This window comes from Streptomyces avermitilis MA-4680 = NBRC 14893 (assembly GCF_000009765.2).
GTDB classification, from domain to species: domain Bacteria; phylum Actinomycetota; class Actinomycetes; order Streptomycetales; family Streptomycetaceae; genus Streptomyces; species Streptomyces avermitilis.
On the sequence record NC_003155.5, the window covers coordinates 6,403,442 to 6,423,956 of the forward strand.

General features: G+C 70.4%; 17 protein-coding genes. 10 read left to right on the top strand and 7 right to left on the bottom strand.

Annotated elements, in window-relative coordinates:
- Positions 1-2: 2 nt before the first annotated feature.
- Positions 3-971: an agmatinase gene (gene speB, locus SAVERM_RS27280; protein ID WP_010986689.1), complete on the top strand. Its 969-nt coding sequence runs from the start codon at positions 3-5 to the stop codon at positions 969-971.
- Positions 968-2,653: a thiamine pyrophosphate-binding protein gene (locus SAVERM_RS27285; protein ID WP_010986690.1), complete on the top strand. Its 1,686-nt coding sequence runs from the start codon at positions 968-970 to the stop codon at positions 2,651-2,653. The genes speB and SAVERM_RS27285 overlap by 4 nt, the downstream gene beginning before the upstream one ends.
- 68 nt (positions 2,654-2,721) lie before the next feature.
- Here SAVERM_RS27285 and SAVERM_RS45380 read toward each other — a convergent pair whose 3' ends face one another.
- The 4 genes from SAVERM_RS45380 to SAVERM_RS27305 all read right to left on the bottom strand — a co-directional run bounded on the left by SAVERM_RS45380 (position 2,722) and on the right by SAVERM_RS27305 (position 8,448).
- Complete coding sequence (locus SAVERM_RS45380) at positions 2,722-4,149, bottom strand: FG-GAP-like repeat-containing protein (RefSeq protein WP_010986691.1); 1,428 nt, start codon at positions 4,147-4,149, stop codon at positions 2,722-2,724.
- A gap of 223 nt (positions 4,150-4,372) precedes the next feature.
- Positions 4,373-5,026, bottom strand: coding sequence for a DUF7691 family protein (locus tag SAVERM_RS27295; protein WP_010986692.1), 654 nt, complete (start codon positions 5,024-5,026; stop codon positions 4,373-4,375).
- Positions 5,027-5,089: 63 nt separating this feature from the next.
- A complete protein-coding gene (locus SAVERM_RS27300) occupies positions 5,090-5,896 on the bottom strand; it encodes an endonuclease I family protein (RefSeq protein ID WP_010986693.1) in 807 nt (268 codons plus the stop codon).
- Between the two features lie 224 nt (positions 5,897-6,120).
- Positions 6,121-8,448, bottom strand: a complete 2,328-nt coding sequence (locus SAVERM_RS27305) for an ArnT family glycosyltransferase (protein ID WP_010986694.1) — start codon at positions 8,446-8,448, stop codon at positions 6,121-6,123.
- A 513-nt stretch (positions 8,449-8,961) separates the two neighbouring features.
- On the opposite strand from SAVERM_RS27305, the gene SAVERM_RS27310 reads away from it, so the two are divergent.
- On the top strand, positions 8,962-9,441 hold the full coding sequence (locus SAVERM_RS27310) for a hypothetical protein (protein WP_010986695.1): 480 nt from the start codon (positions 8,962-8,964) through the stop codon (positions 9,439-9,441).
- Between the two features lie 377 nt (positions 9,442-9,818).
- Positions 9,819-11,729: a polymorphic toxin-type HINT domain-containing protein gene (locus SAVERM_RS27315; RefSeq protein ID WP_010986696.1), complete on the top strand. Its 1,911-nt coding sequence runs from the start codon at positions 9,819-9,821 to the stop codon at positions 11,727-11,729.
- Between the two features lie 129 nt (positions 11,730-11,858).
- Here the strand turns inward: SAVERM_RS27315 and SAVERM_RS27320 are convergent, their stop codons facing one another.
- Complete coding sequence (locus tag SAVERM_RS27320; protein ID WP_037649842.1) at positions 11,859-12,050, bottom strand: hypothetical protein; 192 nt, start codon at positions 12,048-12,050, stop codon at positions 11,859-11,861.
- A gap of 230 nt (positions 12,051-12,280) precedes the next feature.
- Between SAVERM_RS27320 and SAVERM_RS27325 the strand changes: the two genes are divergently transcribed.
- Positions 12,281-12,706 (top strand): DUF4279 domain-containing protein, encoded by a 426-nt coding sequence (locus SAVERM_RS27325; RefSeq protein ID WP_107083045.1) that lies wholly within the window; start codon positions 12,281-12,283, stop codon positions 12,704-12,706.
- Positions 12,707-12,750: 44 nt separating this feature from the next.
- On the opposite strand, the gene SAVERM_RS27330 is transcribed toward SAVERM_RS27325, so the two are convergent.
- Together SAVERM_RS27330 and SAVERM_RS27335 are read right to left on the bottom strand one after the other, a co-directional pair.
- Complete coding sequence (locus SAVERM_RS27330) at positions 12,751-12,972, bottom strand: DUF397 domain-containing protein (RefSeq protein WP_010986698.1); 222 nt, start codon at positions 12,970-12,972, stop codon at positions 12,751-12,753.
- Positions 12,965-13,759 carry a helix-turn-helix domain-containing protein gene (locus tag SAVERM_RS27335; protein WP_037649840.1) on the bottom strand — a complete coding sequence of 265 codons (795 nt, stop codon included), beginning with the start codon at positions 13,757-13,759 and terminating at the stop codon, positions 12,965-12,967. The genes SAVERM_RS27330 and SAVERM_RS27335 overlap by 8 nt, the downstream gene beginning before the upstream one ends.
- A gap of 163 nt (positions 13,760-13,922) precedes the next feature.
- Between SAVERM_RS27335 and SAVERM_RS27340 the strand changes: the two genes are divergently transcribed.
- The 5 genes from SAVERM_RS27340 to SAVERM_RS27360 all read left to right on the top strand — a co-directional run bounded on the left by SAVERM_RS27340 (position 13,923) and on the right by SAVERM_RS27360 (position 20,434).
- Positions 13,923-14,270, top strand: a complete 348-nt coding sequence (locus SAVERM_RS27340) for a hypothetical protein (RefSeq protein WP_078234514.1) — start codon at positions 13,923-13,925, stop codon at positions 14,268-14,270.
- On the top strand, positions 14,267-14,605 hold the full coding sequence (locus tag SAVERM_RS27345; RefSeq protein WP_010986701.1) for a hypothetical protein: 339 nt from the start codon (positions 14,267-14,269) through the stop codon (positions 14,603-14,605). Before SAVERM_RS27340 ends, SAVERM_RS27345 begins: the two co-directional genes overlap by 4 nt.
- A gap of 217 nt (positions 14,606-14,822) precedes the next feature.
- Positions 14,823-15,755 (top strand): serine hydrolase, encoded by a 933-nt coding sequence (locus SAVERM_RS27350; RefSeq protein ID WP_010986702.1) that lies wholly within the window; start codon positions 14,823-14,825, stop codon positions 15,753-15,755.
- A 264-nt stretch (positions 15,756-16,019) separates the two neighbouring features.
- Positions 16,020-19,793 (top strand): ABC transporter ATP-binding protein, encoded by a 3,774-nt coding sequence (locus SAVERM_RS27355; protein WP_010986703.1) that lies wholly within the window; start codon positions 16,020-16,022, stop codon positions 19,791-19,793.
- Positions 19,794-20,041: 248 nt separating this feature from the next.
- A complete protein-coding gene (locus SAVERM_RS27360) occupies positions 20,042-20,434 on the top strand; it encodes a hypothetical protein (protein ID WP_037649837.1) in 393 nt (130 codons plus the stop codon).
- Positions 20,435-20,515: the final 81 nt, after the last annotated feature.

The window sequence follows — 20,515 nt, forward strand, 5'->3', positions numbered from 1 at the left end:
CCATGAGCAGCAACGAGACGCCCCGCGGCCCCGTCGACTCGTCCCGCGTCCCGCGGTACGCCGGCCCCGCGACCTTCGCCCGGCTGCCGCGCCTCGACGAGGTCGGCACCGCCGATGTCGCCGTGGTCGGTGTGCCGTTCGACTCCGGCGTCTCGTACCGGCCGGGCGCCCGCTTCGGCGGCAACGCGATCCGCGAGGCGTCCCGGCTCCTGCGCCCGTACAACCCGGCGCAGGACGCCTCGCCCTTCGCGCTCGCCCAGGTCGCGGACGCGGGTGACATCGCGGCGAACCCGTTCAACATCAACGAGGCCGTGGAGACGGTCGAGGCCGCGGCCGACGAGCTGCTCGGCACCGGCGCCCGGCTGATGACCCTCGGCGGCGACCACACCATCGCGCTGCCGCTGCTGCGCTCGGTCGCCAAGAAGCACGGCCCGGTGGCGCTGCTCCACTTCGACGCGCACCTCGACACCTGGGACACCTACTTCGGCGCCGAGTACACGCACGGCACCCCGTTCCGCCGGGCCGTCGAGGAGGGCATCCTCGACACCGAGGCGCTCTCCCACGTCGGCACCCGCGGCCCGCTGTACGGCAAGCAGGACCTCACCGACGACGAGAAGATGGGCTTCGGCATCGTCACCTCGGCGGACATCTACCGCCGCGGCGCCGACGAGGTCGCCGACCAGCTGCGCCAGCGCATCGGTGACCGTCCGCTGTACATCTCCATCGACATCGACTGCCTCGACCCGGCGCACGCGCCCGGCACGGGGACGCCGGAGGCGGGCGGCATGACGTCGCGCGAACTCCTGGAGATCCTGCGGGGCCTCGCGTCCTGCAACCTGGTCTCGGCCGACGTCGTCGAGGTCGCCCCGGCGTACGACCACGCCGAGATCACGGCCGTCGCCGCGTCCCACACGGCGTACGAGCTCACCACGATCATGTCCCGTCAGATTGCGGAGGCCCGGAACAAGTGACCCACGACCACGACCTGGTGCTTCGCCCCACGGCCGCCGAGACGTCAGCCGCGTTGAACCCACCCCCGGGGCGCAATGGCGGGGACCTGGTCGTGGAGACCCTCACCGGTCTCGGCGCGACGACCGTCTTCGGCCTGCCGGGCCAGCACGCGCTCGGCATGTTCGACGCGCTGCGGCGGTCGGACCTGCGGTACATCGGCCTGCGGGTGGAGAACAACGCGGGTTTCGCGGCGGACGCGTACGGGCGGATCACCGGGGAGGCGGCCCCGCTGCTGCTCTCCACCGGCCCCGGCGCCCTCACCTCCCTGGCCGCGCTCCAGGAGGCGGCGGCGGCCTCGGCGCCCGTCCTCGCGATCAGCAGCCAGATCCCGACCGCCGGACTGGGCGGCGGCCGCCACGGCTATCTGCACGAACTCCCGGACCAGCAGGCGTCGTTCCGGGGTGTGGTGAAGTCCGTCCACACGGTCCGTACGCAGTCGCAGATCCCGTCGGCGATCGCGGCGGCCTGGGAGTCGGCGCTGACGGTTCCGCACGGCCCGGTGTGGGTGGAGATCCCGCAGGACGTCCTGCTCGCCGAGACGAGCCTGCCGGTGGTGACGGCGCTCGACGCGACACCGGAGGACGTGGTCCCGCGCCCCGAACTGACGGCGGTGGCGGCCCACCTGCTGTCGAACGCCGCCCGCCCCGCGATCATCGCCGGCGGCGGGGTCGTACGGGCGGACGCGGCCGGAAAGCTGAGGGCGCTGGCCGAGAAGCTGGACGCCCCCGTGATCACGACCTTCGGCGGCAAGGGCGCCTTCCCCTGGGAGCACCCGCTGTCGCTCCAGTCCTGGCTGGAGGACCGTCACACGACGGACTTCCTGGAGGACGCGGACGTCCTCCTGGTGGTCGGCTCGGGGCTCGGCGAACTGTCCTCGAACTACCACACGTTCAAGCCGCGCGGCCGGGTGATCCAGATCGAGGCCGACCTCGGCAAGCTGGAGTCCAACCACCCGGCACTGGGCATCCACGCGGACGCCCGGCTGGCACTCTCCGCGCTCCTGGAGACGGTCGGGGAACGCACCGACCCGACGGCGGCGGACCGCGTACGCACCGTCCTCACCCGCGTCCGTGAACGCATCGCCGCCCAGGAACTCACCCTGGAACAGGACGTACTGGCGTCCGTGCGCCGGGCCCTGCCGGACGACTCCCCGTCGTTCTGGGACATGACGATCCTGGCCTACTGGGCGTGGTCCGCCTTCGACCCCCGCGGCTCCAACTCCATGCACTCCGCGCAGGGCGCGGGCGGTCTCGGCTACGGCTTCCCGGCGGCCCTCGGCGCGGCCGCGGCCGACCCCACCCGCCCGGTCCTGGCGGTCTCGGGTGACGGCGGAGCCCTGTACTCCATCGCCGAACTGGCCACGGCGAAGCAGTACGACCTGAACGTCACCTGGCTGATCGTCGACGACGGCGGCTACGGCATCCTGCGCGAGTACATGACGGACACCTTCGGCGAGGCGACGGCGACCGAGCTGTCCCGCCCGGACTATGTGGCCCTCGCGGAGTCGTTCGGGGTGTCGGGGGTGCGGACGACCCGCGAGACGCTGGAAGTGGACCTGGCGAAGGCGCTGGCGACCCCGGGGCCGTCGGTGGTGCTGCTGCCGGCGGTGCTGCGGATGTTCGCGCCGACGCACCTGGGCTGACGGCGCGGGTACGGCGGGGGCGGGTACGGCGGAATGGCCGACCGCCCCGCCGTACCCGGTTCAGCAGGTCACCGCAGGAACGAGCCGAACAGCGCGTTCGTGTAGGGGGCCGACAGGGTCTTCGGGCCGAAGGCGAAGGCCGACTTGGCGGAGAGGCCGGCCGCGTCGCCGCGCAGCACCCAGACCGCGCCGTTGCTCGCGTTCTCGGCCGTGGAGGCCGCGGCGAGGTCGGGGTGGCCGTTGCCGTCGACGTCCAGGAGGGCGGCGGCGACACCGAACCGGTCGTCCTGCTCGGCGACTCCGGGCACCCCGGCGGTGTCCTGGTGGAAGACCTGGGTTCCGGCGCCCGTGACGCCGGAGGCGCTGCCGTGGACGAGGGCGACCGAGCCGGTGTCGGCGATCGTGCCGACGTCCTCGCCCGGTATGCCGAGCGCGATGTCGGCGTAGCCGTCACCCGTGACGTCGCCGACCGAGACCGAGGCGCCGAGTTCGTCGCCCTCCTCCTGGGCGCCCGGGAAGCCGGCGAGGTCCTGGTCGAAGCTCTGGACACGCGACTCGGACAGGCCGGAGGCCGAGCCGAGCGCGACCCGCACCTTGCTGTTCCAGCCGTCGGCGCCGACCACCACGTCGTCGAACCCGTCGCCGTTCACGTCCCCGATGCCGGTGCCCGTGAGGTCGCCCACGCCGTCGCCGGGTACCCAGCCGCCGGTGAAGCCCTTGCTGCCGCCGCCGTACAGCAGGCGGTTGCCCCAGGTGCCGTCACCGGTGTAGATCCACTGGACGATGTCGTCCTTGCCGTCGCCGTTGATGTCGCCGGCCTGGCTGGACTTGATGGGACCGCTGATCGAGCCGGCGGACGTGGCCAGGACGGGCAGGGTGGCGGTGGGCTTTCCGGCACGCGAGACCGGGCCCTTCCACACGGTGGCCGCGCCGCTCGGGGGATCGTCGCCCTCGACCTGCTGGTGGGCGAACAGGGCGAGGTCAGTCTTGCCGTCGCCGTCGAAGTCACCGGCCTGGGGGCTGTCCCCGTACCCGGCGATGCTCGTGCCGCCGGTGAGGCCGGAGGCGGAGCCCCACAGCACGACGGAGCCCGCCGTGCCGCCCGCGATCACGAGGTCGCTGAAGCCGTCGCCGTCCAGGTCGCCCTTGGTGAAGGTCGACCCGAAGCGCTGGCTCGCGGTGGCGGCCCCGGGGACGCCGCTGGTGGAGCGGCTGACGATCTTCTTGTCGGCGGCGGACAGGCCACTGGCGGAGCCGTAGGTGACGGCCACGTAGCCCGCCTTGGCCTTGCTGGACACCGTGGCGTTCGGGGCGCCGACGACGAGGTCGGCGTAGCCGTCGCCGTTGAAGTCGTCCTGGGCGTCCGCGGTCCCGGTGGCGGCCTGGGCCGAGGCCCCGGTCAGCGCCCAGGCACCGACTCCGCCGGCGAGCAGCACCGCGGCGGCCAGAGGGGCGGTCAGCCGCGCGGAACGGGTTCTGCGTCGTGCTCGGGACATGCAACTGCCTTTCGAGACGTTTGAGTTCGGCGCGTCGGGGCGCCGCGTCCAGGGAGTACGACTCGAACGGCGGGTCACTGGTTGTATGCCTGGGCGTCATTGGGGGGACACCGGGCGGAAGGCTGCCCTTCATGCCAGCGGCATGGCCCCTTCGGGCACCGCGAAGGGCAACCCGCCCGGACTCAGCCCGGCCTCCGCGCGCCTCGGCCACGAGACGCCCGGCTCAGCGGAACCAGAAGAAGATGCTGTCCAGTGTCTGCCCGAGCTGCTGGGCGCTCTCCCACTCCTCCGCCTCGAACCGCATGAGTTCCGCGAACTTGCGCGCCGTGGCCCGGTAGTCGGGTCCGAGCCGGTCCGCGACGGCCTCGTACGCGGTGGCCAGGGGGGCGGCCCGCGGTGTCGGCAGGACGCCGATCTGGGGAAACGCGTCCCCGGGGTGCGGCAGCCGCAGCGGCGGTCCACTGAACAGGAACGAGCCCGGCAGCAGGTCCGCGGGGATCCCGTGCCGGGCCAGTTCGTCGTCCAGGGCGAAGAACCACGAGGGCCGGCTCCAGACGCCGAGATCCGTGGGGTCGGAGAAGTGCGCCGCCACCACCTCGTGGAACGCGTACGTGTACGCGGCCCCCCGAGCCCCGCCGGGCACCCCCTCGATCAACTCGTGGAGTGCCTGCTCCACGGACACGTCGAGACCGATGCCCTGCTCCCGGAACCGGGCGTCGGTCTTCGCGCATCCCTCGCGCACGATCCCGAGCGCCCGCTCCTGCTCCGGGGTCCGCTCCACCGCCGTGAGCAGCCGCATCACATCGCGCATGTCACCGGTGCTCATCTCGAGGCAGTAGCCCAATGTCCCATCCCTTCGCCGGACGTCCGCGTCCATGATCTCCAGAGTGGATCAGGAGACGCCCGGCGGGGGCCACGCGGCGGGGCCGCGTCGGGGGGACTACCAGATCGCCTCCACCCACTCCGGGTGGTCGATGAACGGGTTGCGGTTGTGCTGGTAGGTGTCGTAGATGGCCTGGTTGCGCTTCTCCTCGAAGGCGCTCGGCGGGTCCTCGTCGTTCCACTGCTTGAGGACGGACAGCTTGCCGATGTACGGGTTGCTGCCGTTGTTCACCTTCTCGTTGGGCTCGAGGTCGGCCCAGCCGTCGTCGCCCTCGTACCGCACGGCCATGTAGAGGATCATGCGGGCCACGTCGCCCTTGTCGGCGTCGCGCGGCTCGAAGGAGTCGGAGTCGACAAGGCTGCCGCCGCCGCCTGTGACCGTGCTGCCGCCGTTGTCGAAGTCCAGATTGCCCCGGATGCTGTTGACCTGGACATCCGCCGGGCGCAGGTGGTGCAGGTCCGTGCCGGGACCGGTCGCCTCGCCGAAGTCGCCGTGGGACTTGGCCCACGTGTGCTCGCGGTTCCAGTCGCCGACGTCGCCGCCGTTGAGGGACTTGCTGCGCGAGACGCCGCTGTACAGCAGGATCACGTTGTTGCTGTTGTTCGGGTCCTGGTCGGTGACCTTCAGCGCGTTCCAGACGGCGGAGTACGAGATCTTGGTCTGGCTGCTGATGATCGTGTGCAGCGAGGACTTCAGGCTCGTGCCGGTCTTGCCGACGGCGTTCTTGTAGTACGTGCTGTCGTACGCGGTCGTCGTGGCGCTCGCGGGAGCCGCGGTCAGCGTCGGCAGGGTGAGGCCCACCAGTACGGCGGAGGTGGTCAGCGCCAGCGTCTTCCAGCGGCGTATGTGCGTTGTCGCGGGCATCGTGGGGAGTCCGTTCTACGCGTGTTGATTGAGCGGGCAACCGGATCGTGACATGGACATGAGGTCCGGTCAATGAACGGGAGGTGTCGGTTCCATGTCGGAAACCGGCAAGTCGCTTGATGTGCACGCGATGCGGCAGGTGTTGCGCACGCGATGCGGCATGCCGAACGGCCCCCGACCGGGAGAGCGGTCAGGGGCCGTGGTTGCCGGAGCCGGGCTGGTGGTCAGCCGACGTCCGACGGATCCAGGCGGTAGAGGGTCGACGTGGACTGGGCCGACTGGCCGTTCTGCGAGTCGGAGTTCGTGCCGGCGTTCGAGTCGGAGTTCGTGGTCGCACTCGACTCCGAGGTGGTGGTCTTGCTGTAGGCGCTCTCCTTCACCGCCGTGGCGTTCTTCTGCACCCACGCGGTCACCGCGGCACTGACGCTGTTGCCGCCGCCCATGCCGCCGCCCATCCCCGAGCCGCCGACCTGGATGTAGTGCAGCTCGCCCTTCTTCACCAGTTCCTTGAGCTTGGCGACCGTCATGCCCTTGTCGGTGCCGGTGAAGCCGTACATGGAGATGACGGGCTTGTGGGTGCTGAGGATCAGCTGCCCGGCGGACTGTGAATTGGACACCGCGAGCAGCCACTTGGCGCCGTCCTGGTGCTTCTCCAGGTACGAGATCAGTTCGCTGCTGGTCTCTCCTCCCATGCCGCCACCCATGCCGCCACCGCCGCCGCGCTGACCGCCTGTGCCGCCCGGAGCCGTGCCGTTCTCGCCGCCCGTGCCGCCGCCTGGGCCCTCGCCCGTGCCGCCGCCGGGGAAGCCGCCGTTCCCGCCGCCCTGCGGGGCGCCGCTGGGCAGTTCACAGGTTCCGCCGCCACCGGGCGCCGTCGGACCGCCCTGCTGGCCGCCCTCCTGGCCGGCCGCCTGACCGCCCTGCTGGGTGCCGCCGGGCATCCCGCCGCCGGGGCCGCCCGCGTTGCCGCCGGGGCCGCCCCGGCCGCCGCCGAAGCCGCCGTTGCCGGTTGACGGGCCGGCGGTCGGGTTGGTGCCGCCCATGCCGCCGCCCGCACCCCCCGCACCGGCCGGTACGGCGAACGAGTACGCCGCCGGGCCCGCGAGAGCCGCGACGATCGCCGCCGCCAGGGACGCGGCCAGCAGCCGTACGCGGGTGCCGGAGCGGAAGACGAGCAGGCCCACGACGGCCGTCGCCATGACCACCGCGATGGCCGGCCACAGCCAGGTGTTCCAGCCGTCGGCCCGGCGCAGCAGCACGACCGCCCAGATGCCGGTGACCGCGAGCCCGGCGGGCAGGACCCAGGACCAGCGGACGTCACCGCCGCGGAAGGCACGGAACAGCAGGACGCCGCCGCCTCCGCACAGCGCCGCGATGCCCGGGGCGACCGCGGTCGTGTAGTACGGGTGCATCGTCCCCTCGGCGGTGGCGAACGTGACGTAGTGCAGCAGCAGCCAGCCGCCCCAGAGCACCAGCGCGGCCCGGGTCCGGTCGGTGCGCGGGGCGCGGCCGCACAGCACCAGGCCGCCGACGAGGGCGATGCCCGCGAAGGGGATCAGCCAGGAGATCTGGCCGCCCAGGATGTCGTTGAACAGCCGGCCGAGGCCCGCGGTACCGGAGAAGCCGCCGCCACCGCCGCCACCGCCGCCTCCGCCGTTGCCCTCGCCGCCGAGGACGCGGCCCAGGCCGTTGTAACCGAAGATCAGGTTCCAGGCGGTGCCGTCCGTCGAACCGCCGATGTACGGCCGGTCGTCGGCGGGCACGAGCGAGACGGCGGTCGCCCACCAGAAGCTCGACACGGCCAGGGCCACGGCGGCCAGCGACAGGTTCCGGATCCGCTTCGCCCAGCTGAGGCCCGACGCGTACAGACAGACCGCGAAGACGGCGGGCAGCGCGATGTAGCCCTGGAGCATCTTCGTGTTGAAGGCGAGCCCGAAGCACACCGCCGAGCCGAGCAGCGGCAGCAGCCTGCCGTCCCGGGTCGCGCGCAGCCCGAGCGCCGCGGCCGCCACCATCAGCAGGACGAGCAGCGTGTCGGGGTTGTTGTCGCGGTTGATGGCGACGGTGATCGGGGTGAGCGCCAGCACGAACGCGGCGATCGTGGCCGCCGCGTGGCCGAACACCCGCTTCACCGAGGAGTGCAGGATCCAGATCGTGCCGAGCGCGGCCACGATCATCGGCAGCATCATCTGCCAGGTGCCGAAGCCGAAGACCCGGCACGACAGGCCCATGACCATGAGCGCGAGCGGCGGCTTGTCGACGGTCAGGAAGTTGCCCGCGTCGAGCGAGCCGAAGAACCACGCCTTCCAGCTCTGCGTACCGCTGAACACGGCGGAGCTGTAGAAGCTGTTGAGGCCCGAGGAGGACAGGTTCCAGGAGTACAGCACCGCCGCCAGGATCATGATCGCGACCAGGGCGGGCAGCGACCAGCGGGGTGTGGCGGGGGAGGGGGACGGCTCCTGGGCCGGCTCGGCGGCCGGTGCGCCGGGGGTCGTGGAGCGGCCCGGGGCCGGGGCCGGGGCCGAGGACAGTGGGTCGGTGGCAGATGTCACCAGTGCACCTTGCACACGCCCGATGGGCACGGGCTGTGCCGTACCTGGGCGCAGGCTGTGGATGAATGAGATACGGGTAAGAGAACGGCCGGCCCTCCGGGGACACCGGCCGCCGGTACGTGGACCTCATACCTGTGTGTCTGCCCGAGGCCGCTGCCGCCCCACCTGGGGGAGCCTCGATTCAGTCGTCACCCGGGAGCGGTTTGCCGACCCGGACCGTGGTCTTGGACCTGACGTCCTTTTTCAGTCATAACTCTGTTGTGTGGCCGAATCGAGTGCAATGCTGTGACAGCGGTGATCCTCTCTCCCCCGGTGAGGCACCCACCCCTGGCCCCGCCCGCGTGTTGCCACCTGGGCGGGGCCGCGCCGTCCCTCCCGGCCTCCCCACGGGAGGGCCGACGCCTGCCCGCAGCGGCGTCCCCGAGCCGAGAACGGGCCTACTGCCGGGAAGTTGCTCGTGGTCCAGGGGGTTCATCGCGTCGATGTGCCTTCGAGAACCCAGGAGCGTGCACGGTGCCCTCTGCCGAGCAGCAGTTCGCCGGATTCCTGCTGTCGCTGGACCGCTTCCAGAAACAGCTCGCCGAGTTCATGCTCGGCGCCTATCTGGCGTGCGACTTCGGCGGTGATTCCGGCGACGACGGCGATTCGGCGCTCAGCCCGCAGGTACGGCTCGACGTCGTGGACGGCGCACCGCAGGTGACGCTCGACCACGCCGTCATCTGGATGGACCTGGCCCGGGACCAGGAGCCGAACGAATACCGTCTCGCCGTGACCCTCACCTTCACCGAGGCGGGGATCGCGCTGGAGGCGTTCGTCCGGCTCGACCTGGACCGGGACATGGGCGAGTGGCCGGCCGGGGTCCATGTCCCGTACCGGCAACAGGCCGACGGTCTCGGCCTCGACGAGGCGCTGGCCTTCGTGGAGGCCCGGGTCGAGGAGATGTGCCGCCGCTACGACGACGTGACCAGGCTGGGCCTCACCCCGCGGCACTGATGCTCGAACCGCATCTCGTCGAGGTCGTGGAGCAGTTGCGTACGCCGTTCCCCGACGGGGTCCGGGAGGACGATCGCCTGAGCAGCGCCGGTACCCCGGGGGCGGGCCGGGCGTGATCCGGAGCCGGGGAGGCGATATGACGGGCGGTGCGCGTCATGGGAGTCCGTTCGTGCCGGCCGCCGGCATCTCGGCACCGCGTCGGGCGCGGTATGTGACCGCGTGCGGCGTTGAGTTGAACATGACCGAAGGTAACGGTTTACGGTGTTTGCGACCACGCGTTTGACACGCACGCAGCACGAGGGCGGCCCGACCGCCCAGGGGGAAGCGCGGACCCGCGCCGTCGAACGGCGCCCTGGGGTCCGCGCCCTGAGGAACACATGTACCTGCACGTAAAACAGAAGATCGTCACGCTCGCGACCGCCTTGTGCCTGACCGTAGGCGCGGGCGTGGGCACGGCCGCGGCGGCCGGACCCGCCCCGAAGCGGGAGCCGGAGCCCACGCTGCTGGAGATCGCGGCCAAGGTGGCGAAGTACTCCGACTGCGGTTCCCAGCCGCTGCTGGAACGGCCCGCCTGCCTGAAGGAGTTCGCCCTCAAGTCCGCCAAGCTCGGCCTCGGCGTGGGCGTCTTCCTCTACGTCACCCGTGACGCGATGAAGGACGAGGGCACCTCTTTCAAGGGGCTGGAGAAGGAGCTGACCGAGCTGCACAAGCTCAAGCCCCTCCTCCTGCTCGACCCGGACAAGGAGACCGACCCGGAGAAGAAGAAGCAGATCTACGAGCAGACGGTCAAGGCGCTCAAGGCCGCCAAGCCGCACGTGGACAAGCTGCGCACCGACGTCGTGAAGGCGTCCCGGATACTCGACGCCCACACGGAGTCGGTCGAGGCCCTCGCCGTGCTCGCCGTCGCGGTGGGGGACTACTACCCCGACCCCAAGCCCGTCGACGACCGGCCGCCGAAGGACACCTGGGACATCGCGGGCTTCTTCAAGGACATCAACAAGAGCCTGGACCAGATAAACGCCGGCTTCGACAAGATGAACGGCGCCCTCGATGACATGAACAAGGCCACGGCCGAGGTCAACCGGGGCCTGGACAAGGCCAACAAGGGCATCGAGAAGGCCAACCGGGGGATGGACAAGCTCAACGAGGGCATCAAGGAGGCCAACAAGGGGCTGAACGAGACGAAGAAGGCCGTCGACGGCATCGGCAAGGCCGCGTCGAAGCTCCACGAGGTACCCGAGTTCGACTTCGACTTCTCCGGCATCGCCGACAAGATCGGTTCGAAGGACACCACTCCCGGGGAACGGGCCGCGCAGGAGCGCCGGATGTCGATGCTGCTCAACCTGCTGCCCGGGATCGGGGACGGCAAGGGCGTCATCGAGGCCATCACCGGCACCGACCTGGCCACCGGTGAGAAGGTGAGCAGCACCGACCGGGTGCTGGGCTCGCTCGCGGTCATGCGCTGGCTCAAGTACGGGGGCAAGCTGCTCCCGGAGGACATCCGCGCCGCCCGCAAGGGCGACAAGGTGCCCGACTGCAACAGCTTCCCGGCCGGCACGCGGGTCCTCATGGGCGACGGCACCACCACCCTGCCCATCGAGCAGATCACCGTCGGCGACAGCGTCCTGGCCACCGACCCGGAAGCGGGGACCACGGGCTCGCGCCCGGTGGACGACACGATCTACACGCCCGACGACGAGGACTTCACCGGCGTCACCCTGGCCGGCGACGCGGCCGACGGGCCGCCCGCGCTCACCGCGACCGACCGCCACCCCTTCTGGGTCGAGAACCGGGGGCGGTGGGCCGACGCCCGCGACCTCAACTCCGGTGACACCCTTCGTACCCCCGACGGCACCGGGGTCCGGATCGACAAGGTCACGCACTGGAAGGAGCCGCAGGGCGCCTACAACCTGACCGTCAACGACCTCCACACCTACTACGTGCTCGCCGGTACGGTGCCCGTACTGGTGCACAACGCAGGATTGTGCACCGAGAAAATCGACAGCGTCTTCCATAACCCCAGCGGCAGGTCCTCTCAGGATCAGTTCGAATACCACTGGGAAAAGCATGCGAAGGCGCGCGGTGTCACGCGTGAGCAGTACCTCCAGGATGCGAAAGGCTGGGCGACGGGCATTGCCCGGCCAGGAGGGAAGAGAGGGCTCAACGCCAGCTTGGAGGAGTTGGCGGACGGGTCGCGCGGGATAAAATACGTGGACCCCCAGACGGGTAAGGGCGGGATCATCGGCCCCGACGGCAAGGTCGTAACCTTCTGGTATGGCGCCGACTAATGAGAGGATGAGTCGTTGTCGGACTTTATGGAGGACTACGCTCTCTGGCGACGCTTGCCGTTCCCCGGTCTACGCCGCGGCGAGAATGTGTTGCGCGCAGGCGAGAACCTGGCACTCATTCATGGCGACCTAGCTCTCGCTGACGAACATGTGACCCAGGTGATCCTTTTTGTCGACGAGGGGATATTCAAGCCGGCCCGGGGGGACGTCATGGGTTTGCTTGAAGGGATCATCTCTCGCTTGGAACGATTCGGCGAAGGCGCGACCACGGAAGAGCGAGAAGTTGTCGACGCCCATTTTCGGTATGCAGTTCTGCTGCATCGAATCTATGGTGAATTTCTACGCATAGGAGCTCCGTAGCCCGTGACCTGACCAGCAGGAAATGATGAAGAGCCGCTCACAGCGTGTGGGCGGCTCATCGTCAATTCATGCGGCAGAACCGTGACACGCTGGTTCAGGGAGGCAGTCAGGGTATGTATGAGATTCGCGGCTACGTCAACGGGGCTCCGCCGGGAATGCTTGACCGTTCCGACGAAACACAGGTACCGGCCGTGAGCGCGTTCCGGATGTACCTGAGGGTGGTCAGCGAGTCCCTGCAACCGGAGGAGATCTCCGCGCGGCTGGGGACAGGGCCCGACGAAGCGACCGCGATCGGCAGCCGCAGACGCCCCCAGTCGCCGCCGCGCGCGCATGCGACCTGGATCCGGCACGTCCTGGCCGCGGGCGGGCCCGGGCGGCCGGAGGATCTCGAACCGGTGGTCCTCGGGTGGGGGCCGGAGTTCGCCGCGGCCCTGGGGCGGCTGGCCGGCTCCGGGGAGGCTGACGTCTGCCTGGTGGTCGTCCAGGAGTTCACCGACCCCGAGGACCCGCAGCAGAAGGGCATCTTCCTGAGCGCGGCCCTGCTGGCCTGGCTGGCCGAGGCCGGGGCGTCGCTGGACATCGACCAGTACGTGTACCTCGACCGCGACGACCAGTAGCGCCGGTCTTGCGTAGTGCTGGTCAACCGGGCGTCGCCGGTTGTTCAGGCGGGGAACTCGCCGTCCTTGACGGCCGTGACGAACGATGCCCAGTCGGCGGGCGAGAAGACCAGCGCGGGCCCGTGCGGGACCTTGGAGTCGCGGACGGGGACGCCGGAGGGGTGGCCGTCCAGCACCTCGAGGCAGCTGCCGCCCTCGCTGTTGCTGTAGGACGACTTGCGCCAGCCTCGCAGCGTCGCGGCGTTCGGGATTATCTGGTCAGCCATGGTGTCCGTAGTCCTTCGCTGTTGCCCTCAGCAGAGCCACTGACTCCTTCAGCGGCAGTGCGTCGCTCAACGCGAGAGCGTAGCGACCCTGCAACTCCTGAACCACGGACGGGGAGTCGTGCACTTTTCCCATGCGGAGGCCCTCGCTGTACGCCACCGGCGGCTGGTCCTCGAACCACATGAGACTGAGCATGCTCTCCATCAGCGGATGGAAGCCCAGTGCGAACGGCAGCACGTGGACGCGGACCCGGCGACACTCTGCCAAGCACACGAGGTGCATGAGCTGCTCCGCCATGACTTCTCGCCCGCCCACGACGCGACGTAGCACCGCCTCGTCCAGCGTCGCCCAGACTACGGGCGCCCCCGGGGCATCGAGAATCTTCGCGCGCTCAAGGCGTGTGACAACGAGCCTGTCACATTCCTCATCACTCGCAGGAGGGAAGGACTTGCTCAGAACCGCACGTGCGTACCTTTCCGTCTGGAGGATGCCCGGAACGAACGACAGGGCGAACTCGTTGATCCTCACCGCCTGTTGTTCGAGCAGCAGCGCCGCTTCGAAGTAGTCGGCGACCGCCGCGTCCTCCCGCGGCAGAAAGCTGCTCAGCACATTCCCTGTGTTCAGGACCTCGTCCAGGCGTCGCGCGTCCTCCTTGGACGGGGTCCGTCGGCCCGCCTCGATGTGCGCGATGTGCGAGCGCGTCATGACCGCCGCGTCGGCCAGCTGTTGCTGCGTCAGTCCCGCCGTCTCGCGCTGCTGCTTCAGCCAGTCACCGTACGTGCTGGTCATGGCCAACTCCTTTGTGACAAATGCCTGGTCACACCCCGCCCTCTGGCGAGCCTAGCCCGGCCCGTCGCACTCTGTGAGTGGATCGCCACACAAAGCGAGACCCCCGCGACCGAGCGACCGGTCCGGGGGCGTGGCCATCAACGAACCCAACGGAGTTGACGACATGAGCCACCGTATCGCCCGCCTCTTCGAGCCGCTGCTGCGGCTTCTGCTCCCCGGCACGGGACGCCGTCGCCGCGCGGTCACCGCCCCGGCGCACCGACGCCCCACCCCCTCGTACGCCCCTGGACGGACCGCCCGTCGCGACGGGTCCCGCCCCCTGCGCGGCGAGGACAACGCGATGGTCCGCCCCTATCTCGTCGCCCATGAGCGGAGCGAGGAAGCGCGGCGGCAGCGAGCCCGGCGACGCGCCCTGTGGCTCGCCGTGCACGGCATCGACGTCGGCCCTCGGATCATTCACGGCATCGACATCGGCCCGCGGATCATCCACCGTGTGGAGGTGCCCGCGTGACCAGCGACCGGACGGAAACCGTGCGGCTGCTCCCGTGGTCCGGCCCGGAAGGCAAGCCCTGTTACGTCGTCGGCGACGGGACCGGATACGTCTCCCGCATGGCCGACAGCGTCGAGAGTGTGCAGCTGGGCATGGCGGCCCAGATCCTCGACCACGCCGCCGACATGCTCGCCGACCACAAGGCCACCGCCGCGCAACTCCGTTTCCTGGCGGCCCGTATGGCCGAGGCACTCCGCGATGTTCGCCGCATCGCGGAGAGCAGGGGCGCCCGGCTCCCCGGGCCGGCCGGTGAAGGCCCCGAGGACGACACCGAAAGCCCTGCGACAGACGTCTGATTCACCCGCGTCCGCTTCACCCGCGCCTGATCCCCTCGCGTCTGGTGCGGCGCGCACGGCCGGAGGGCAGGCGTCGGCCCGGGTGCGCACAACACTCGGGCCGCACCGAACCCCTGTCCGTGGAACGCGCGTACAACTTTCGGTCATCTCCGTGAGTCAAGGGAGGCGAGTGCGCCCGTGGCGCGCTCGTACCGCTTCAAGGGGATGGGAAGCCTTCATGACTCACCGGATGTCCCGGGGTGCCCGTGTGCTCGCAGTGAGCCTCGGTGCCGGGATGCTCATACCGCTCGCGGCCGCCGCGACGCCCGCCGCTGCCGTGGGGACACCCCAGGTCAGCTGTACCTCGGAGAAGGCAGGCCTGGCCGCCAAGCTCCAGAGCGACATCACCGCGGCTCTCGCGAACCGCAAGGGCACGATCGCGGTCGGCCTCTACGACCGCACCACCAAGACGAGCTGCACCCTGCGTTCCAGCACCGCCTACGACTCGGCGAGCGTCGTCAAGGTCACCGTGCTGGCCACGCTGCTGTGGGACGCCAAGAAGCACAACCGCTATCTCACGTCGCGCGAGACCGACCTCGCCACGGACATGATCACCAAGTCCGACAACACCGCGACCAGCACACTGTGGAGGCAGCTGGGCGTGACCAAGGTGAAAGGTTTCCTCGCTGCCGCCGGGATGACGCAGACGAAGCCGGGAGCGGACGGCTACTGGGGCCTCACCCAGATCACGGTCCGCGACGAGCAGAAGCTGCTCGCCCTCGTCACCGCCAAGAACTCCGTCCTGACCGACAACTCCCGTGCCTACATCCTGAAGCTGATGGGCAAGGTCGTCTCCTCGCAGCGCTGGGGCACCCCGGCCGGCGCGCCCTCGTCCGTCGCCGTGCACGTCAAGAACGGCTGGCTGTCCCGGGCGACGCACGGCTGGCGCGTCCACAGCGTCGGCACCTTCAACGGCGGCGGCCACGACTACACGATGACCGTGCTCACCCACGGCAACAGCACCATGGACTACGGCGTCGACACCATCCAGGCCGTGGCCAAGGCCATCCACAAGGACCTGGTGCCGGCCACCAGCAGCGCGAGCGTCCAGCGGTACGTGCCCACGGACACGCCCAAGGAGGCGTTCCCGGCGGTGCCCGCCACCGGCTGACGTCACCGCCGGCCCCGGCGGCGGCCACCTGTCTGTCCGCCGCCGGGTCCGCCCACGCTCGCGCTCACGCGGACCGAGCCCGTTCGTCCTCCGTCACCCTCGACAGCTTCTCCGACGCCCTCGACCGGAAGACGCTGCGCCTGGTGAACTGTCCTTCACTGGGCGCCCAGGTCTGCGTACTCCCTGCGTGCAAGCCCGCCGATTGTTGCGGAGGGATGAAATCCGGTTCGTTGTGCGTTGGTGCCTTCCGGAAGATCAGGACGGATGGACGGACGGAAAGGCACCGGCGTGACAGCGCACGAGGGGGAGACAGCGCACGAGGGGGAGCCGCGCGGCTGGGCGTATCGGCTCGCGGGATACGCCTGGCGGTATCCCAAGGACGTCGTCCTCGCGCTCGGCTCCTCGCTCGCCGGCATGGCCGTCATGGCGCTCGTCCCGCTGATCACCAAGGTGATCATCGACGACGTCGTCGGGAACCACACCCGCGACATGGCCCCCTGGGCGGGCGCGCTCATCGGTGCCGCCGTCCTCGTGTACGCCTCCACCTATGTCCGCCGCTACTACGGCGGACGTCTCGCCCTCGACGTCCAGCACGACCTCCGCACGGCGATGTACGGGACGATCACCCGGCTCGACGGGCGGCGGCAGGACGAGCTGTCCACCGGCCAGGTCGTCGGCCGCGCCACCAGTGACCTCCAGCTGATCCAGGGCCTCCTCTTCATGCTCCCGATGACCATCGGGAACGTCCTGCTCTTCCTGATCTCGCTCGGGATCATGGCCTGGCTCTCGCTGCCGCTCACCCTGGTCGCGCTGGCGGTCGCCCCCGCCCTCTGGTTCGTCGCCAGGCGCAGCCGCTCCAGGCTCCACCCCGCCACCTGGTACGCGCAGGCGCAGGCCGCCGCCGTCGCGGGTGTCGTCGACGGCGCGGTCAGCGGCGTACGCGTGGTGAAGGGCTTCGGGCAGGAGGACCAGGAGACCGGGAAGCTCCGGGAGGTCGGGCGCCGGCTCTTCGCGGGGCGGCTGCGCACCATCCGCCTGAACGCCAAGTACACCCCGGCTCTCCAGGCCGTCCCCGCCCTCGGCCAGGTCGCGATGCTCGCGCTCGGCGGCTGGCTCGCCGTGCGCGGTCAGATCACGCTGGGTACGTTCGTCGCCTTCTCGTCGTATCTCGCGCAGCTCGTCGGACCGGTGCGGATGCTCGCCGTGGTGCTGACCGTCGGGCAGCAGGCCCGGGCCGGCGCCGAGCGGGTCCTGGAGCTGATCGACACCGAGCCGTCGATCGAGGACGGGAAGAAGACCCTTCCGTCCGACGCGCCCGCGACCGTCGAGTTCGACGACGTGTTGTTCGGCTACGAGGAGGGCCGCCCGGTCCTCGACGGGCTGAGCTTCGAGATCCGCCCCGGCGAGACCCTCGCCGTCGTCGGCTCCTCCGGCTCCGGCAAGTCGACCGTGTCGCTGCTGCTGCCCCGCTTCTACGACGTCACCCACGGCGCGGTCCTCGTCGGCGGCCACGACGTGCGCGAGCTGACGACCGAGTCCCTGCGGGCCGCGATCGGGCTCGTCCCCGAGGACTCCTTCCTCTTCTCCGACACCGTGCGCGCCAACATCGCGTACGGCCGCCCGGACGCCACCCGGGAGCAGATCGAGACCGCGGCCCGTGCCGCCCAGGCGGATCGTTTCATCGCCGAGCTGCCGGACGGGTACGACACCAAGGTCGGCGAGCACGGCCTCACCCTCTCCGGCGGCCAGCGCCAGCGCGTCGCCCTCGCCCGCGCCATCCTCACCGACCCGCGCCTGCTCGTCCTCGACGACGCCACCTCCGCGGTGGACGCCCGAGTCGAACACGAGATCCACGAGGCGCTCCAGCAGGTCATGCGGGGCCGTACGACGCTCCTCATAGCCCACCGCCGCTCCACCCTGAACCTCGCCGACCGCATCGCCGTCCTCGACGCCGGCCGCCTCGCCGACATCGGCACGCACGAGGAGCTCCAGGAGCGCTCGTCCCTGTACCGGCGGCTGCTCACCGACCCGGACGAGCTGGGCGGGGTCTCGCCCGGCCACGCCCAGCCCTTCCCGGTGCGGGAGGACACCTCCGTACGGGACGAACTGGACGCGGAGTTCGACGCCGAGCGGGGCGTCACTCCGCACCTGTGGACCGGCGACCGCGAGCCCAAGGACACCGCGCTCGCCGGAATGCCCGCCACTCCCGAACTCCTCGCCCAGGTCGAGGCGCTGCCCCCGGCCGGCGACCGCCCCGACATCGACGAGGCGCGCGCGGTCACGCCCGAACAGTCGTACGGGCTGCGCAGGCTGTTGCGCGGTTTCGGGGCGCCGCTGCTCATCAGCCTCGGCCTGGTCGCGGTCGACGCGGTGATGAGCCTGCTGCTTCCGGTGCTGATCCGGCACGGCATCGACCAGGGGGTGACCCGGATGGCCCTCGGCGCGGTGTGGGCCGCCGCCGGGCTCGGCCTGTTCACCGTGCTCGTCCAGTGGGCCGCGCAGATCGGCGAGACGCGGATGACGGGCCGGACGGGCGAGCGGGTCCTGTACTCGCTCCGGCTGAAGATCTTCGCGCAGCTGCAACGACTCGGGCTCGACTACTACGAGCGGGAGCTGACCGGGCGGATCATGACCCGGATGACCACCGACGTCGATGCGCTGTCGACGTTCCTCCAGACGGGGCTCGTCACCGCGTTCGTCTCCGTGGTCACCTTCTTCGGCATCATGGTCGCGCTGCTCGTGATCGACGTGCAGCTCGCGCTGGTGGTGTTCGTGACGCTGCCGCCGCTGATCATCGCCACGTTCTTCTTCCGCCGGGCGAGTGTGAAGGCGTACGAACTCGCCCGCGAGCGGGTGTCGGCGGTGAACGCGGACCTTCAGGAGTCGGTCTCCGGGCTGCTGATCCTCCAGGCCTTCCGGCGCGAGCGGTCGGGCCGGCAGCGGTTCGCGGACGGCAGCGACAGCTACCGCAGGGCGCGTATCCGCGGGCAGTGGCTGATCTCGGTCTACTTCCCGTTCGTACAGCTGCTGTCGTCGGTGGCCGCGGCCGCCGTCCTGATCATGGGCGCGCACCGCGTCGACGCGGGAACGCTGACGACCGGTGCGCTGGTCGCGTACCTCCTCTACATCGACCTGTTCTTCGCGCCCGTGCAGCAGCTCTCCCAGGTCTTCGACGGCTACCAGCAGGCGACCGTGTCGCTGGGCCGGATCCAGGAGCTGCTCCAGGAGCCGACGTCGACGAAGGCCGCGGACGAGCCGCTCGAGGTGCTCTCGCTGCGCGGTGACATCGTCTTCGAGGACGTCGACTTCGCGTACGGGGACGACGAAGAGGCCCTCAGGGAGGTCTCCCTGGCCATCCCCGCCGGGCAGACCGTGGCCTTCGTCGGTGAGACCGGCGCGGGCAAGTCGACGCTGGTGAAGCTGGTCGCGCGGTTCTACGACCCGACGGGTGGCCGGGTCACGGTCGACGGCGCCGATCTGCGGGCCCTCGACCTGACGTCGTACCGGCACCGGCTGGGCGTCGTGCCGCAGGAGGCGTATCTGTTCCAGGGCACCGTCCGGGACGCCATCGCCTACGGCCGCCCCGACGCGACCGACGCCCAGGTGGAGGCCGCCGCTCGCGCGGTCGGCGCGCACGACATGATCGCCACGCTCGACGGCGGCTATCTGCACGAGGTCGCCGAGCGCGGCCGCAACCTGTCCGCCGGACAACGCCAGTTGATCGCCCTGGCCCGCGCCGAACTCGTCGACCCGGACATCCTCCTCCTCGACGAGGCCACCGCCGCGCTGGACCTGGCGACGGAGGCCGTGGTCAACCAGGCGACCGACCGCGTCGCCGGCCGCCGTACGACCCTGGTGGTCGCCCACCGCCTGACGACCGCGGCCCGCGCGGACCGGGTCGTGCTCATGGACCACGGCCGCATCGCCGAGGACGGCACCCACGAGCAGCTGCTCCAGCTGGGCGGCCGGTACGCGCAGTTGTGGCGGACGTTCGTCGGAGCGGCCGAGCCAGGGGAGCCGGTGGCGTCCTCCGCCTGACGACGGCGCCCGTCTCCGCGCGCCTTCGCCCGTCGAACGTGCGCCCGTCTCCGCCTGACGGGCGTGCGCCCGTGTCCTGCCTGACGACGGCGCCCGTCTCCCTCCTGATGGCGGCGTCTGGCCTCCGCCCGCTGGGGGCGCCCGATGCGCAAGGCCTTCACGCCTGGGCGCACAACCGGGGCGCAACCATCCGGTGTACGCCGTGCGTCCGTACATCAGTACGCTGTTTTGCGGCGGGAGGGACCACAGTGGACAAAGGTGCGATACGTCGGCGGCTGGCGCTGGGCACGGCAGTACTGACCGCGTCCGGCTTGCTCGCCCTGGCGAGTCCGGTGAGCGCACAGGCAGCCGCCGCCGACCACTGCTCCGGGCGCAAGGTCCGTACCCTCTCCTTCTCCACCGGCTCCGTACAGGTCTTCAAGCGCAACGGATACGTGTGCGCGATGACCTTCCCGAAGAAGCGGAGCGGGCCGAGGTGGATGTCGGTGAGCGTGCAGGCACGCGGCAACCGGCCCGTGGTCGACCAGGGCCACTACACGCATCACGCGGGCCCGGTGACGGTTCACGCCGGACACCGCTGCGTGTGGATCAAGGGGCGCGTCGGGTCGGCCTCGGTCAGCTCGGGCTGGATCCTCTGCTGAGCCATTTCACAGGTTCGGCCAACTTTCCCTGGTGTTACGCCAGTTGATTCCGCTAAGTTCCGGCGGACATCTGCGTAATTT